The organism is Komagataeibacter xylinus (assembly GCF_004302915.1).
Classification (GTDB): Bacteria; Pseudomonadota; Alphaproteobacteria; order Acetobacterales; family Acetobacteraceae; genus Komagataeibacter; species Komagataeibacter xylinus_C.
The window spans coordinates 149,450-163,723 of the sequence record NZ_QQBI01000002.1; the positions used below are offsets into that span (position 1 = coordinate 149,450).

Consider the following 14,274-nt stretch of genomic DNA (forward strand, 5'->3'; position numbering starts at 1 on the left):
TACGTGGCGCGATGGCGACACAGAAACTTGTTTCAGATGAGAGACCGGCCATAACCCGGACGAAACTCACTACGGCTGCTTCCTTCCGGACCTGACCAGGTTAGCAAGGTATCCGTCTACAACCGATCTCCCGAGCGGGTTCTAACACATACACCCGCCCCATGCACAAGGGGGCGGGCAAAAAAATCACGCTTATTCCCCGACAGCCGCACCGGACTGGTGGCGCAGGTCGGCCCCGCCATAGTAACGCGCCTGCCCCAGCCGGCCGATGCGCGGGCCACCGACAAGGATGCTCTCGGCAACGCCCCAGGGCGCATGCTCCTCCACCCTGTAGCCTTCATGGGTGAGCGTGCGGATGACGGCGGGCGAGAGCGCACCATGTTCCACCTGCACCACATCGGGCTGCCACTGCTCATGGATGCGCGGCAGGTCGACCGCCTGCTGCACGTCAAGCCCGTAATCGACCATGCCGGTCAGCACCGACAGGATGATGGTGGGAATGCGCGAGCCACCGGGGCTGCCGAGCACCATGGCAGGCTGGCCATCATGCGAGATGATGGTCGGCGCCATGGAGGAGAGCGGCGTCTTGCCGGGCGCTATGGCATTGGCCTGGCTGCCCACGATGCCGAACATGTTCGGCTCGCCGGGGCGGGTGGCGAAATCATCCATCTCGTCATTCATGACCACGCCGGTGCGGCCCGCCACCACGCCTGCGCCAAACCAGCCATTGAGCGTATAGGTCACCGCCACCGTCATGCCGGACTGGTCGGCGATGGAATAGTGGGTGGTTTCCTCCTTCTCGCCTTCAGGCTGGCCGGGGCGCAGGCTGGCGGAGGATACGGCATGATTGAGCGGCAGGTACTGGCGCACCTGCGCCGCGTAGGCGGGGTCGGCCAGGTGCGCGATGGGGTTGTTGACGAAGGCGGGGTCGCCAAGGTCCTGCCGGTCGGCATAGGCGTGGCGCATGGCCTCGACCTCGCGCTGCACGGCTGCGGCCGTATGCAGCCCGAGCGCATGCATGTCATAGCCTGACAGGATGTTGAGCATCTCGCACAGCGCGACACCGCCACCGCTTGGGGGCGGCGCGGTATCGATATGGTAACCGCGATAGTCGCATGTCAGCGGCGCCATCATGCGGGTGTGGTAGCTAGTGAAATCCCTGCGCGACAGGATGCCGCCGCCCTTCTGGCTGCTTTTTACGATCTCTTTCGCCACCGGCCCTTCATAAAAGCCGCTGGCCCCCTTGCGCGCGATCCGCTCGAGCGTGCGGGCCAGGTCAGGCTGCACCAGCCGCTCGCCCGCCATGAGCGGCGTGCCATCGGGGTGCAGGAAGATCTTGCTGGCGTACGCATCCCTGGCAAAGGCCTCGGTAGAGGTGTGCAGCAGGTCCGCATCGCTGGGCTTGAGGATGAATCCGTCACGCGCCAGCATGATGGCAGGCGCCATGACATCCGCGCGTGACAGCCTGCCCCACCTGTCATGCACCTCTTCCAGCCCCGCCACGGTGCCGGGAACGGCAACGGCCTTCCACCCCTTGGTGGAGGCGCCGGCAATGACGTGGCCCGCCGCATCCTGATACATGGTGGCCGTGGCGGCCCCCGGCGCATGCTCGCGGAAATCGACAAAGGTCGCATGCCCGCCGGGCATGCGCAGGGTCATGAACCCGCCGCCGCCAATATTGCCCGCGGCAGGATAGACCACCGCCATGGCATAGCCCACCGCCACGGCGGCATCGACCGCGTTGCCGCCGCGCGCGAGGATGTCGGCCCCCACATGGGCAGCAAGGTCCTGTGCCACGACCACCATGCCATTGCGCCCCGGCGTGGGCGCCATGCCGATGGCCTGGCCGCCCTGCGTGTTCTCGAATGCCAGCGGGTCCACCACCGCGGCCTGCCCCGCCACAGGCAGGGCGGCGACAAGGCATGAAAGCAGGAGCGCGCGGTAGTGCAGGCCACGGGCAGAAGGCATGGGCGTTTCCTCTCTGTATCGTCGGTATCCTTGCCCCCGCAGCAGCAAGGGGCGGCGTGTTACGCCAGCGTGTAGGGCGGGCAGGTATAGCCTGCGGGCGAGAGGGTGAAGACCTCGCACCCGTCTTCCGTAACACCCATCATGTGCTCGAACTGGGCGGAGAGCGAACGGTCGCGCGTTACCGCCGTCCACTTGTCTTCCAGTATCTTCACGTCCGGGCGGCCGATATTGAGCATGGGCTCGATGGTGAAGAACATGCCCGGGCGCAGCACAAGGTCCGCATCGGGGCTGACGTAATGCAGCACGTTGGGCGGCGCGTGGAAGGTGCGCCCGATTCCATGCCCGCAGAAATCACGCACCACCGAAAAGCGCCGTGCCTCGGCATAGGTCTGGATGACACGTCCGATATCGTTCAGCGTGGCGCCGGGGCGCACGGCATCAATGGCCAGCATGAGGGATTCGTAGGTCGCCTCGATCAGCTTCTGCGCGCGCAGCTTGACCTTGCCCACGGTGTACATCCGGCTCGTATCACCGTACCAGCCATCAAGGATGACGGTCACGTCGATGTTGAGGATGTCGCCATCCTTCAGCGTCTTTTCACCCGGGATGCCGTGGCAGACGACATGATTGATCGAAATGCAGCTTGAGGCCGGATAGCCGCGATAGCCCAGCGTGGCCGGCACCGCGCCATTGGCAATCATGTAATCATGGATCAGGCGGTCAAGCTCGCCCGTGGTCACACCCTCGCGCACATGCGGGGTGATCATGTCGAGCGTGCGGGCGGCAAGCTGGCCCGCCGCCCGCATGCCCACGAAATCTTCTGGCGTGTGGATCTTTACCGCGCCGCCGTGCATATCGCCTTCCATGCCGCTAACCTTTCCTGTCATCTGTGCATGACCACCCGCCCGCAGTCATGAGAGGGACAACAGGAACACGCCTGACCCGCCTGCCAGCCGCGCCGGATGGATAATCGTGCCTTCTATACCCTGCCCGGCGCGTGCTGTCAGCTTCGTGACTTGGCGCGCGCATGCGTGGTGTGCGCCACATGCCCCATGCTGACCAGGTGCACATGCGCCCGCACGGGGGCGGGGTGTACGTGCACCACCGTTCCATGTCCGCGCCGGATGCGGGTGTAGGAAGCGGGAATGCCCGGGGCCTCGGCCACTTCATCCGCCGTCGTGGCCCGCAGGCGGGCTGAGGCCAGCGTCATGCCATGGCGCCCGGCAACCGACCTGCCGCCCGCACGCGCCAGCAGCAGCGGCCGCATGGCGGGACGCGCCACGGGGGCCACGCCCTCGGCCTCGAAGCTGGTGTCGAGCAGCGCCGCCATAGTGGTGTTGCGCCGCGTATTGGACTTCGCCCCCATCACCACGCCGATCAGGCGCACGTTGTCACGCACGGCGGAAGTGACGAGGTTATGGCCCGCCTCATCGGTATAACCGGTTTTGAGGCCATCGGCACCGGGATAGGCGCCGAGCATCGGGTCATGGTTGGGCACTTCGCGCCCGTGGAAATAGAAACCCGGCACCGCAAAGTAATGGTAGTATTCGCCATAATCCACGATCAGGTGGCGCGCCAGGGTGGCGAGGTCACGCGCCGATGTCATCTGCTCGGGGTTGGGCAGGCCGGACGCGTTGCGGAACACGGTATCATACATGCCGAGCCTGCCCGCCTCGCGCGTCATCATCGCGGCGAAGCGGGTCTCGTCGCCCCCGCCGAGGAACTCGCCCAGCGCGCAGGCCGCATCATTGGCGGACTTGGTGACCAGCGCCAGCACCGCCTGCTCCACCGTAAGCTGCGAACCCGGACGCAGGCCAAGCTTGGAGGGCTCCATGGAGGCGGCATGGACCGAAACCGGCATTTCCTGATTAAATGAAACCTGCCCCGTGCGCACGGCCTTGAAAGCGAGGTACAGCGTCATCAGCTTTGTCAGGCTGGCGGGGTAGCGCCGCAGGTCCGAATCCTGCTGCGACAGCACGGCCCCGGTGCGGGCATCGACCACGATGGAGCTGACCTGCCCCACATACTGCGCCCTGGCCGCATGCATGCCCCCAAGGCCGACGCACAGCCCCACGGTTGCGGTGATCCTGAGGCGGGAAAGGCGGGTAGCGGGTAAACGGCTCATGGGATGGCGAAACCTGCGCGTGCAATGATCATCATACGGCTTCGGGCGCACGGGGTTACCCGGCACCCCTCCATCCATTCATCGGGTTGCTTGGCTGCAACCATTCTAAAAGAAAGGTTTTCTATTCGTCCAGAGCGTAATTATAACCTTGCCATTCCATAAACGGGATGCGCGCCGATCAGGGGAGATGCAAAAAAATCCCTGTCCCCCGGCGCTCGCCCCTTTCAACCGGCGGCAAAGTTCCAATATGGTACCTGTCATGTCTGCTATTGCTCAAGCTTCCCTGCCCCACACCGCGCCCCGACCCGGCGCGGACAGCCCGCGCCCGCATGGGCATGGCGGCAATACGCCCCCACGCCGTAACGGCGGGCAGGACTCGCCGCCGGGCAATGATGACGGCATGATCGACGTGGTCATCCGCACCCGGCCACAGACCCGCAAGCCGGCCATGTACAAGGTGCTGATGCTCAATGACGACTACACGCCCATGGAATTCGTGGTGCATGTGCTCGAGCGCTTTTTCCAGAAAAACCGCGAGGAAGCGACCGACATCATGCTGCACGTTCACAAACGTGGCGTGGGCGTGTGCGGGGTCTTTACGTACGAGGTTGCCGAAACCAAGGTAACACAGGTGATGGACCTCGCGCGCCAGAACCAGCACCCGCTGCAATGCACGATCGAAAAGGACTGAGCCCACGAGCAAGCGCATCTTCCCGCCCCCGTCGCGACCCGATCGCGTTCCATGGCATTTTGTGCTGGCATTTCCATCGCAACAGGGCAAGGATTGTCCTGGCTTACCGGTTATGATCTCCGGGGTCCTGGTGGCCCCTCTTGGAAAAGGAGCGTCTCGGCATGTTGTCACGTAATCTTGAACAGACGCTTCACCGTGCGCTGACACTGGCCGGCGATCGCCGGCACGAATACGCAACGCTTGAACACCTCCTCCTCGCGCTGATCGACGACCCTGATGCCGTAACGGTGTTCCGTGCCTGCGGGGTCGACCTGAACAAGCTGCGCACCGACCTGACCGACTTCCTCGACAAGGACCTGGCAGGGCTGGCCGCCGACCGCACGGTCGACCCCAAGCCCACTGCCGCCTTCCAGCGCGTAATCCAGCGCGCGGCCATCCATGTGCAGTCCACCGGGCGCGACGAGGTGACCGGGGCCAACGTGCTCGTGGCCCTGTTTGCCGAGCGCGAGAGCCATGCCGTGTATTTCCTGCAGCTGCAGGACATGACGCGGCTGGACGCGGTCAACTTCATCTCCCACGGCATTGCCAAGGCGCCCGACCGCTCGACGCGCCGCCCCGTAGCGGGCAGCCCGCCCGAAGGCGGCGAGAGCGAGGAACGCGGCAAGACCGGGCAGAAGAACCAGGATGCGCTGTCCACCTACTGCACCAACCTCAATGACAAGGCGCAGGAAGGCAAGGTCGACCCGCTGATCGGCCGCGACTCTGAAATCGAGCGCACGATCCAGATCCTGTGCCGCCGCACCAAGAACAACCCGCTTTATGTGGGCGACCCCGGCGTGGGCAAGACTGCCATTGCCGAAGGGCTGGCCAAGCGCATCGTTGAAGGCGACGTGCCTGAAGTGCTGCTCAACGCCACCATCTACTCGCTCGACATGGGCGCGCTGCTTGCGGGCACGCGCTACCGTGGCGACTTCGAGGAGCGGCTGAAGGCGGTCGTGACCGAACTCGACAACAATCCCGGTTCGATCCTGTTCATTGACGAGATCCATACCGTGATTGGCGCGGGTGCGACCTCGGGCGGGGCGATGGATGCCTCCAACCTGCTCAAGCCCGCACTGGCGGCAGGCACGCTGCGCTGCATGGGGTCGACCACCTACAAGGAATACCGCCAGCACTTCGAGAAGGACCGCGCCCTCGTGCGCCGGTTCCAGAAGATCGACGTGGCGGAGCCTTCGGTCGAGGATGCGGTCAAGATCCTGCGCGGGCTCAAGGTCAATTACGAAAAGCACCACAAGGTGCGCTACACCGATGATGCGATCCGTGGGGCGGTGGAACTCGCCGCCAAGTACATCCACGACCGCAAGCTGCCCGACAAGGCCATCGACGTGATTGACGAGGTGGGCGCCTCGCGCATGCTGGTGCCCGAGAACCGCCGCCGCAAGACCGTGACGCTGAAGGATGTGGAAGACATCGTGGCGAAGATCGCCCGCATCCCGCCCAAGAGCGTCTCGTCGGACGACAAGGAAACCCTGCGTTCGCTCGAGCGTGACCTCAAGGGCATGGTTTACGGGCAGGACAAGGCGATCGAGGCCCTGACGGCGGCGATCAAGCTGTCACGCGCGGGCCTGCGCGACCCGGAAAAGCCGATTGGCAACTACCTCTTCTCCGGCCCCACCGGCGTGGGCAAGACGGAAGTGGCCAAGCAGCTTGCGGCAACGCTGGGCATCGAGCTGATCCGCTTCGACATGTCGGAATACATGGAGCGGCATTCGATCTCGCGGCTGATCGGCGCACCGCCGGGCTATGTCGGCTTTGACCAGGGTGGCCTGCTGACTGATGCCATCGACCAGCACCCGCATGCGGTCCTGCTGCTTGATGAGATCGAGAAGGCGCACCAGGACCTGTATAACGTGCTGCTGCAGGTGATGGACCACGGGCGGCTGACCGACCATAACGGCAAGACGGTCGACTTCCGCAACGTGGTGCTGATCATGACCACCAATGCGGGTGCCGCCGACCTGAGCAAGGAGGCCATCGGCTTCGGCCGCACCTCGCGCGAAGGCGAGGACGAGGATGCGATCAAGCGCCTGTTCACGCCGGAGTTCCGCAACCGGCTTGATGCGATCATCCCGTTTGCCAACCTGTCGCCGCATGTGGTGGACCGGGTGGTGGAGAAGTTCATCTTCCAGCTTGAGGCCCAGCTGGCCGATCGCAATGTGATGATCGAGATCTCGTCCGCCGCGCGGGAATGGCTGGCAGAACGCGGCTACGACCGCCTGTATGGCGCACGTCCGCTGGGCCGTGTCATTCAGGAGAACATCAAGAAGCCGCTGGCCGAGGAACTACTGTTCGGCAAGCTGACCAAGGGCGGGGTGGCCAAGATCACGCTCAAGGATGGCAAGCTCGACTTTGAATACATCTCGCAGGCGGAAAACGATTCCACCGAAGGTGATGAAGGCGACAGCACCCGCGAAGCCGAAGCCGCCGACTGAGGATTATCCACCCAGCCTGAGAACAAGACAGGAGCCAGAAATGGCTCCTGTTTTTTTAGGAATGATTTAAGGGTAATAAAAATTTCCGGGTGCTGCCTTTTTCAAAAAGGCCGCTTGTTTCAAAGCTTTTTAAAAAAAGCTTCACCAAAAAACTTCTTATTGTTTCCTGTAAGGGTGCCATGCTCACCGCCGCCATCTACATTCCCGCAGCCTTTGCCGAAATTGGCGGCTGCTTCTGTTTCTGGGCCTGGATGCGCCTTGGCCGCTCGCCGCTGGTACTGGTGCCGGGCTGCCTGTCGCTGGTGCTGTTTGCATGGTTGCTGACCTTCAGCCCCGCTGACAATGCGGGCCGGGCCTATGCCATTTATGGCGGCGTCTACATCGTGGCCAGCCTGGTGTGGTCCTGGCTGGTCGAAGGCCTGCCGCCTGACCGGTGGGACATACTGGGCGCTGCGATCTGCCTTGCGGGGGCTGCACTGATCCTGCTCGCCCCACGCGCCCATCCCTGAAAGAACACCGCCTTTTAAAAAAGGCGGCATCCAGAAAACCTCTTCAATTACTGATAACGGGTGCCGTTGACGCTCACATAGCCCTCAACCGGCCAGCTCCGCCCGGTGCCGTGATGGGTCCAGTCAATGCCCTGGCTGCGGGCGTTGTCATAATAATAACGGCCCAGCACATCGGCCTGGTCTCCCTTGGCCACCCACGGCCATGTGGGTGCGGACATGCGATCGAGATCCGATACGATGCGGATCGACACGCCATGGCCCACATCAACATAGAAATACCCATGCAGGCCGCTGCGCGTGCGCTTGGAGGCCGAGACGGCGATGACCTTTCCGCACACATGCTCGACCCGGTCGGGGTGGGCTTCGCTGCTGCTAGCTTCCGCAGCCTGAAGGTCGGCAAGGAATTTGCCGTCATCGCACGCCTCGGGCACGGGACTGGCAATGGGCTGCGGGCGTGAACTGCTGCCCTCATACCCGCTTTGCCCGCTCTGTGTGCCCTGCGTTTCATCACGCGACTCTTCATGCCGGTGGTGGTGGTGCCGCGCATGGGCGGGTGTCATGCCCCCTATCTGCAGGGCCACGAGTGCCCCGAGCCCCGTCATCACGCATCGCTGCCAGCGCATTGCCGCCATCTGAGTGTTCTCCCTTTCCAACAGATCACAATCTTTTGCGGTGCGCTGGCGGCGGCGTCAATGAACGGGGTTATGCGTGGGGCGGGGGGCTTCCGCCTCAAGCTGCCTGCGGGCCTTTTCCATGTCCGCCTCCATGGCCGGGTCCATGGCGGGCATTTTCAGGTGCAGCTTCTCCAGCGCGTCGATGATCGCCTCGATCACGACCAGGCGCTCGAACCATTTCTGGTCGGCGGGCACGATAAACCACGGCGCATCGGGGTGGGCGGTGTGGCGGATCGCTTCCTCATAGGCGTTCTGGTAGTCATCCCAGTACTGGCGCTCGTGAATATCGGCAGGCGAGAATTTCCAGTTCTTGGCGCGGTGCTTGATGCGCTGCAAAAAGCGCAGGCGCTGCTCCTCCTTGGAAAGGTGCAGGAAGAATTTCAGCACGATCGTGCCCTGGCGCGCCATGTAGCGCTCGAAACTGCTGATATCCTCGTAACGGTCCTGCCAGAAGGTAGGCCTGCGGCGCAGGCTCAGCGGCAGGCATTCGTGCTCGAGCAGTTCGGGGTGCACGCGGGTCACGAGCACTTCCTCATAATGGCTGCGGTTGAAGATGCCGATGCGGCCAGCAGCAGGCGCCACCATATGCTCGCGCCACAGATAGCCATGCGCCAGCTCGACCGGGCCGGGCTGCTTGAAGGACGAGACACTGACCCCCTGCGGGTTGATGCCCGACATGACATGCTTGATCACGCCATCCTTGCCGCCTGCGTCAAGCGCCTGCAGCACGACCAGCACGGACCATGTGTTGTTGGCGTATAACAGGGCCTGTAGCTGCGAGAGGTAGCGGATGCGCTCCTTGAGCAGCTGCTTGCCGGTTTTCTTGTCCAGCCCGCAGGCCTCTGCAGCGCGGGTCGGGCAGTCGGCAAGGGAGAACCCCTTGCCGTTATGCACGCTGAAACGGCGTGCGAGGGTGTTTGTGGTTGTTTTCTTGCGGGCCATGCTCAATCCTTCATGCCCCGCGCCACCGCGAGGCCACCAGCCGCCTGACAGGTCGGCATCATCTCCACCTCGTTGATATTGACATGACGCGGCAGGGCAATGATCCAGGACAGGGTCTCGGCAATGTCCTCGGGCAGCAGGGGGTGGGTGCCTTCATACACCGCCGCCGCCTTGGCGGGGTCGCGCAGGCGCACGGTGCTGAACTCGCTGCCGCCACACAGGCCCGGCTCGATATTGGTCACGCGCACATTATGGCCCAGCAGGTCGCAGCGCAGGTTGCGGGTGAACTGGCGCACGAACGCCTTGGTCGCACCATATACATTGCCGCCCGTATAGGGGTAGATGCCCGCCGTGCTGCCCAGTGTCACCACATGCCCGCGGTCACGCGCCACCATGCCGGGCAGCAGCACGCGTGTCAGTTCGACCATGCCGGTCACGTTGGTGCTGATCATGGTCTGCCAGTTGGCCACATCCGCCTCCTGCGCCTTTTCCATGCCCAGGGCGAGGCCCGCGTTATTGACCAGCACATCCACATCGCGCCAGCCCTCGGGCAGGCTGCCCGGCAGGGCGGCGATGGCTGCGGCATCGGTCATGTCCAGCTCAAAGGCCAGCAGGTCCGGCCCGAGTTCGGCTGCCAGCGCATCAAGGCGCTCGCGCCTGCGGCCGGTGGCAATGACGCGGTAGCCATCACGCACGAGCCTGGTGGCGATCGCCCTGCCGAATCCAGCCGTAGCCCCCGTTACCAGTGCAATCTGCTTCATGGTCTTTTCTCCTGCTGTGTCGGTGGTGAGCCTTGCATATCAAGCGCCTCCCGTCATGGGGGCCATCAACCATACAACCCTGAGCCGAAATGGTTGCAAAAGAGGGCAAATCCGGTTCTAGGTAGTGTATGGCTTCCTTCGCGACACCTCCAGGCCGCAGCCTGACCGGTCACCTGCTGGTGGCAACCCCTGCCCTGACCGACCCCGCCTTCGCGCGCAGTGTCATCTACCTGTGCGCCCATACGCCCGAGGATGGGGCAATGGGGCTGGTCGTCAACCGCAGGCTGTCGCAGCCCGTGCTGGATGATGTGCTTGAACAGCTCGGCATTGCGCCCGTGCCACCCCGCCGCCGCATCAACCTGTGCGCGGGCGGGCCGATGGATAACGGGCGCGGCTTCGTGCTGCACACATCGGACTGGAGCGGCGATGGCAGCCTGCCGGTCGATGACAGCACGACACTGACCGCCAGCCTCGACGTGCTGCGTGACATTGCCGATGGCAACGGCCCGGCCCACGCCATGCTGGCCATGGGCCATGCAAGCTGGGAAGCCGGCCAGCTTGAAGACGAAATGCTGCGCCACAATGCCTGGATTGCAGCCCCCGCGACCGAGGCCATCGTGTTCGGCCCCGACCATAACGCCAAATGGCGGCAGGCGCTGGCCAGCGTGCGGATCGACCCTGCCTGGTTTACAGGGGACGTGGGCCACGCCTGACCGGGCGGCAACAGGCTGCAACCATAAAGAAATTCCGGGTGAAGCTTTTTTTCAGAGGGCTTCAAGAAACGCCGTCCTTAAAAAAGCACCCGGAAACTTTTAACAATGCGCAACTTTTAAAAAATCTCTCATCGTCGGGCCAGCCCCTTCGACAACCCGCTACACCAAGGGCCTACCAGCGCAGCGAGGGCACGCAGGCCACGGGGGCAAGCCCTGCTGCACTCGCCTCCTCCACCGCAAGGTCATAATCAGGGTTGCGGTTGTGCTCCCAGCTTCCGCCCAGCATTTCCTGATGAATGCCGCCCAGCACCCAGCAGCCGTCAATGCCTGCCGTAGCCGCCCCGCGCATGTCGGTGGCCAGCGCATCGCCCAGCGCCAGCACGCGCTCGCGTGGTACATCGAGCAGCGAAAGCGCGAGAGCATACACTTCCGGGTAGGGCTTGCCGATCCAGCGCACGGGGCGGTTGCGACTTTCATACCAGCTTGCCATCGCACCCGCGCAGATCAGGCGCTGGCTGCCACGAATGACCTGCTGGTCGGGGTTGGCGCAGATCATGGGCAGGCTGTGGGCCGCGCACTGCTCCAGCATGGGCAGGTAGGGGGTGATTTCCTCCTCGCCCAGTTCGGCATCCGGCCCGGTATTGAGCACGAAATCCGCCTGCGCGGGGTCAGTCACCACATCAAGGTCCAGCCCGGCATAGACATCAACATCCTTGTCAGGGCCGAGATGGACCATGCGGCGGCCCAGACGCGCGAACCACGGGTCGGTGCGGGCGGCCAGCATGCGGTGGGTGCACTCGCCACTGGTCATGATGCCGTCATACAGGTCGGCGCTGATGCCCATGCGGCGCAGGCCCGGCTCCACCGTGGCGGTGCGTCGGGGCGCGTTTGACAGCAGAACCACCCGCCTGCCCGCCTCGCGCAGGCGTTGCAGGCATTCCAGCACGCCGGGATAGGGTGCCACGCCATTATGCACCACACCCCACAAATCGAGGATGTAGCCATCATAATCATGGCTCAGGCGGGAGAGGCCATCATGCCATTTCATTTAAGGGCGGCCCCTTTGGCATCGGCCAGCGTCTCGAAGCCTTCGGCCCGCAGGGCGCGCAGCGTCTCGGCCTTGAGGCGCTTGAGGATTCCCGGCCCTTCATACACGTAAGCGGTATAGATCTGCACAAGGTCGGCCCCGGCCTTGACCCGGTCAAGAATATCCACGCCGGTCTCGATGCCGCCACTGGCCACCAGCGCCACGCGGCCTGCCGCCACCTTCGCCACGCGGGTCAGCATGTCCTGGGCCAGCGGGCGCAGCGGGCGGCCCGACAGGCCCCCGGTCTCGGTGGCGTAGGGGCTGAGCAGCCCGGCGGGGCGCGAGATGGTGGTGTTGGAGACGATCAGCCCCTGCGCGCCACCCGCAATGGCGGCCTCGACCACGGCTTCAACGTCATCATGCGCGATATCTGGCGAGATCTTGACCAGCAGCGGCGGCCGCTCGGGGTGGGCTGCATTGATGGCGTCAAGAATGCCCTTGAGCCTTGATGCCTCAAGCAGGTCACGCAGCCCCGGCGTGTTGGGGGAGGACAGGTTGATGACGATATAATCGGCATAGTGCTTAACGCGCCCCACCAGCATGGGGTAGTCGCGCTCGGGGTCGGCGCCTACCTTGTTGATGCCAAGGTTGGCCCCCACCGGCACCTGCGCGCCGGGCTTGCGGCGCGGCGAGGACACGCGATGCAGGCGCGCCATGCGCACGGCAAAGCGGTCGATACCCTGGTTGTTGAAGCCCATGCGGTTGATGATGGCGCGGTCTTCGGTCAGGCGGAACAGGCGCGGCTGCGGGTTGCCGGGCTGCGGACGCGGGGTGACGGTGCCAGCCTCGACAAAGCCGAAGCCTGCGCGCGTGAGCGGGCGCACCACCACGGCGTTCTTGTCAAACCCCGCCGCCATGCCGATGGGGTTGGGAAAGCGCAGCCCCATGGCGCGGACGGACAGCGCCGGGTCATCATTGCCGGGGCAGGAGACGCCACCAAGGCCAAGTTGCAGGGCATCAAGGGCGATATGATGGGCGGCCTCGGGCTCCAGGCGCCGCATCAGGGGCAGGATCATGCGCGACATAATATTCATGGCCGCGATTGTTGCCGCAATTCAGCGCCGGGGGAAAGGGGCAACTAACCGGGTACCGGCTTTGTGGCGTCCAAGGCGGCTGGCGCATCGGTGGGAAAGCGGATCAGGTAATAGGGCGGCACCCGCAGGTCATGCCCGCCATTGAAGCCCGCAAGGCGGTTCCACTGGCCCAGCGTGCAGTAAACCATGTTGCCATCAACAAAAATGCCATCAGGCGAGAGTACGCGCGGGTCACGCACCATGGTGTCGAACGAGCCATCGGTATTACGGCGGAAGATGGCGTCATGCTCGAAATTGGTAGTGTAGATCCGGCCCTGCGCATCGGTAGCCAGCCCGTCGGCCACACCTTTTTCGCCCAGATCGCTTATGCCTGTGGCAAGCTGCGCATCGGTTTTGTCAAAATCGGCCAGCAGCGCAGTAGGAATGCTGTACAGCCGCCTGCTGGTCAGCGGGCTGTAATACAGCGTGGCGCTATCGGGCGAGAGCGTGATGCCATCCACTCCGCCCGTGACAAAGGCAGGCTTGTGCGCAGGCGGGTCAAACACCAGCGGCCGCCCCTCAACCACCGCCATGAAGGGGTGTTCAGCCTGGATGGAGGGATGACTTGCCAGCACCCGGCGCTGGCGGCCACTCGCCACATCCACCACCACAAGGGCGGGTGACTGGCCAAACGAGGAATCGGTAATGAACACCGTGCCCTGCGGCCCATGCGTCAGGTCCACGCGCAAATCGTTCATGTGGCTGTCGGGCAGGAGCGTGGGGGCAGTCAGCACGATGCTGGCGAAGATGCGGTTTGTGGCGGGGTCGATGCCAATCACCTTGGCCGCGCCCGGTGCGAGTGGCTGGCCTGCCAGCTTGCCATCATCAATGGCCCATAGCCGCCCCTTCGCATCAGTGGTCATGCCATGGATGGACATGAGCCGGGTGGCGGGCGGCCGCGCCGATGGCATGGCGGTAGCGGCATCGGGATAGGGCAGCAGGCGGCCATTTTTCAGTTCGGCCAGTGTCGCGCCCGCGTGGTTGACCGCATGGCGCGGAAACCCCACGAACACCCGCCCCCCCGTGACCGCAATGCCCGACGGGCCGGGACCATCAAAGCGCGCCACGATCTCGAACGGGCCATCAGGGGCGGCGCCATGATCGTGGTTGATCGCCTCCTGCGCGGGCTGGGCCGCCCGCGCCAGGGTGCCAGCACCTGCCGCCGCCACGAATGCCGCCCCGAACAGCAGATCACGCCTGTGCATGGTCATGGATATTCTCCCCCCGGTTTGTGCGGCC

General features: G+C 64.2%; 13 protein-coding genes and 1 other RNA gene. 4 read left to right on the forward strand and 10 right to left on the reverse strand.

Annotation, left to right across the window (positions count from 1 at the left end):
* Positions 1-36: 36 nt before the first annotated feature.
* From ffs to DV027_RS02410, 4 genes are all read right to left on the reverse strand, one after another.
* An RNA gene (gene ffs / locus DV027_RS02395) (signal recognition particle sRNA small type) lies at positions 37-131 on the reverse strand.
* 61 nt (positions 132-192) lie between these two features.
* A complete protein-coding gene (gene ggt / locus DV027_RS02400; protein ID WP_130730359.1) occupies positions 193-1,968 on the reverse strand; it encodes a gamma-glutamyltransferase in 1,776 nt (591 codons plus the stop codon).
* A 59-nt stretch (positions 1,969-2,027) separates the two neighbouring features.
* A complete protein-coding gene (map, locus tag DV027_RS02405) occupies positions 2,028-2,834 on the reverse strand; it encodes a type I methionyl aminopeptidase (RefSeq protein ID WP_130730360.1) in 807 nt (268 codons plus the stop codon).
* Positions 2,835-2,971: 137 nt separating this feature from the next.
* Positions 2,972-4,093, reverse strand: a complete 1,122-nt coding sequence (locus tag DV027_RS02410) for a D-alanyl-D-alanine carboxypeptidase family protein (protein WP_130730361.1) — start codon at positions 4,091-4,093, stop codon at positions 2,972-2,974.
* A gap of 259 nt (positions 4,094-4,352) precedes the next feature.
* Between DV027_RS02410 and clpS the strand changes: the two genes are divergently transcribed.
* The 3 genes from clpS to DV027_RS02425 all read left to right on the forward strand — a co-directional run bounded on the left by clpS (position 4,353) and on the right by DV027_RS02425 (position 7,785).
* Positions 4,353-4,784 carry an ATP-dependent Clp protease adapter ClpS gene (gene clpS / locus DV027_RS02415; RefSeq protein WP_242621697.1) on the forward strand — a complete coding sequence of 144 codons (432 nt, stop codon included), beginning with the start codon at positions 4,353-4,355 and terminating at the stop codon, positions 4,782-4,784.
* 161 nt (positions 4,785-4,945) lie between these two features.
* Entirely contained in the window at positions 4,946-7,276 is a 2,331-nt protein-coding gene (gene clpA, locus DV027_RS02420) for an ATP-dependent Clp protease ATP-binding subunit ClpA (RefSeq protein WP_130730362.1), read from the forward strand.
* Positions 7,277-7,455: 179 nt separating this feature from the next.
* Entirely contained in the window at positions 7,456-7,785 is a 330-nt protein-coding gene (locus tag DV027_RS02425) for a YnfA family protein (protein ID WP_130730363.1), read from the forward strand.
* Between the two features lie 47 nt (positions 7,786-7,832).
* Here DV027_RS02425 and DV027_RS02430 read toward each other — a convergent pair whose 3' ends face one another.
* The 3 genes from DV027_RS02430 to DV027_RS02440 are packed head-to-tail and all read right to left on the reverse strand — an operon-like array spanning position 7,833 to position 10,162.
* Entirely contained in the window at positions 7,833-8,417 is a 585-nt protein-coding gene (locus DV027_RS02430; RefSeq protein ID WP_130730364.1) for a DUF3465 domain-containing protein, read from the reverse strand.
* A gap of 57 nt (positions 8,418-8,474) precedes the next feature.
* Complete coding sequence (locus DV027_RS02435) at positions 8,475-9,401, reverse strand: PPK2 family polyphosphate kinase (RefSeq protein WP_130730365.1); 927 nt, start codon at positions 9,399-9,401, stop codon at positions 8,475-8,477.
* 2 nt (positions 9,402-9,403) lie between these two features.
* Entirely contained in the window at positions 9,404-10,162 is a 759-nt protein-coding gene (locus DV027_RS02440; RefSeq protein ID WP_130730366.1) for an SDR family NAD(P)-dependent oxidoreductase, read from the reverse strand.
* 128 nt (positions 10,163-10,290) lie between these two features.
* Here DV027_RS02440 and DV027_RS02445 point away from each other — a divergent pair, with 128 nt between their 5' ends.
* Positions 10,291-10,875 (forward strand): YqgE/AlgH family protein, encoded by a 585-nt coding sequence (locus DV027_RS02445; RefSeq protein ID WP_130730367.1) that lies wholly within the window; start codon positions 10,291-10,293, stop codon positions 10,873-10,875.
* Between the two features lie 172 nt (positions 10,876-11,047).
* Here DV027_RS02445 and DV027_RS02450 read toward each other — a convergent pair whose 3' ends face one another.
* The 3 genes from DV027_RS02450 to DV027_RS02460 are packed head-to-tail and all read right to left on the reverse strand — an operon-like array spanning position 11,048 to position 14,240.
* Positions 11,048-11,923, reverse strand: a complete 876-nt coding sequence (locus tag DV027_RS02450) for a TIGR01459 family HAD-type hydrolase (protein ID WP_130730368.1) — start codon at positions 11,921-11,923, stop codon at positions 11,048-11,050.
* Positions 11,920-12,996 carry a quinone-dependent dihydroorotate dehydrogenase gene (locus DV027_RS02455; RefSeq protein ID WP_110567125.1) on the reverse strand — a complete coding sequence of 359 codons (1,077 nt, stop codon included), beginning with the start codon at positions 12,994-12,996 and terminating at the stop codon, positions 11,920-11,922. The genes DV027_RS02450 and DV027_RS02455 overlap by 4 nt, the downstream gene beginning before the upstream one ends.
* Positions 12,997-13,040: 44 nt before the next feature.
* Positions 13,041-14,240, reverse strand: a complete 1,200-nt coding sequence (locus DV027_RS02460) for an L-dopachrome tautomerase-related protein (RefSeq protein WP_165399090.1) — start codon at positions 14,238-14,240, stop codon at positions 13,041-13,043.
* Positions 14,241-14,274: the final 34 nt, after the last annotated feature.

Excerpts from the sequence above, each read along its gene's own strand:
- DV027_RS02430 (WP_130730364.1), bottom strand. The coding sequence starts at position 8,417 with ATGGCGGCAATGCGCTGGCAGCGATGCGTGATGACGGGGCTCGGGGCA.
- DV027_RS02460 (WP_165399090.1), bottom strand. The coding sequence starts at position 14,240 with ATGCACAGGCGTGATCTGCTGTTCGGGGCGGCATTCGTGGCGGCGGCA.
- clpS (WP_242621697.1), top strand. The coding sequence starts at position 4,353 with ATGTCTGCTATTGCTCAAGCTTCCCTGCCCCACACCGCGCCCCGACCC.
- DV027_RS02450 (WP_130730368.1), bottom strand. The coding sequence starts at position 11,923 with ATGAAATGGCATGATGGCCTCTCCCGCCTGAGCCATGATTATGATGGC.
- DV027_RS02440 (WP_130730366.1), bottom strand. The coding sequence starts at position 10,162 with ATGAAGCAGATTGCACTGGTAACGGGGGCTACGGCTGGATTCGGCAGG.
- clpA (WP_130730362.1), top strand. The coding sequence starts at position 4,946 with ATGTTGTCACGTAATCTTGAACAGACGCTTCACCGTGCGCTGACACTG.
- DV027_RS02410 (WP_130730361.1), bottom strand. The coding sequence starts at position 4,093 with ATGAGCCGTTTACCCGCTACCCGCCTTTCCCGCCTCAGGATCACCGCA.
- DV027_RS02425 (WP_130730363.1), top strand. The coding sequence starts at position 7,456 with ATGCTCACCGCCGCCATCTACATTCCCGCAGCCTTTGCCGAAATTGGC.
- map (WP_130730360.1), bottom strand. The coding sequence starts at position 2,834 with ATGGAAGGCGATATGCACGGCGGCGCGGTAAAGATCCACACGCCAGAA.
- DV027_RS02445 (WP_130730367.1), top strand. The coding sequence starts at position 10,291 with ATGGCTTCCTTCGCGACACCTCCAGGCCGCAGCCTGACCGGTCACCTG.
- ggt (WP_130730359.1), bottom strand. The coding sequence starts at position 1,968 with ATGCCTTCTGCCCGTGGCCTGCACTACCGCGCGCTCCTGCTTTCATGC.
- DV027_RS02435 (WP_130730365.1), bottom strand. The coding sequence starts at position 9,401 with ATGGCCCGCAAGAAAACAACCACAAACACCCTCGCACGCCGTTTCAGC.
- DV027_RS02455 (WP_110567125.1), bottom strand. The coding sequence starts at position 12,996 with ATGAATATTATGTCGCGCATGATCCTGCCCCTGATGCGGCGCCTGGAG.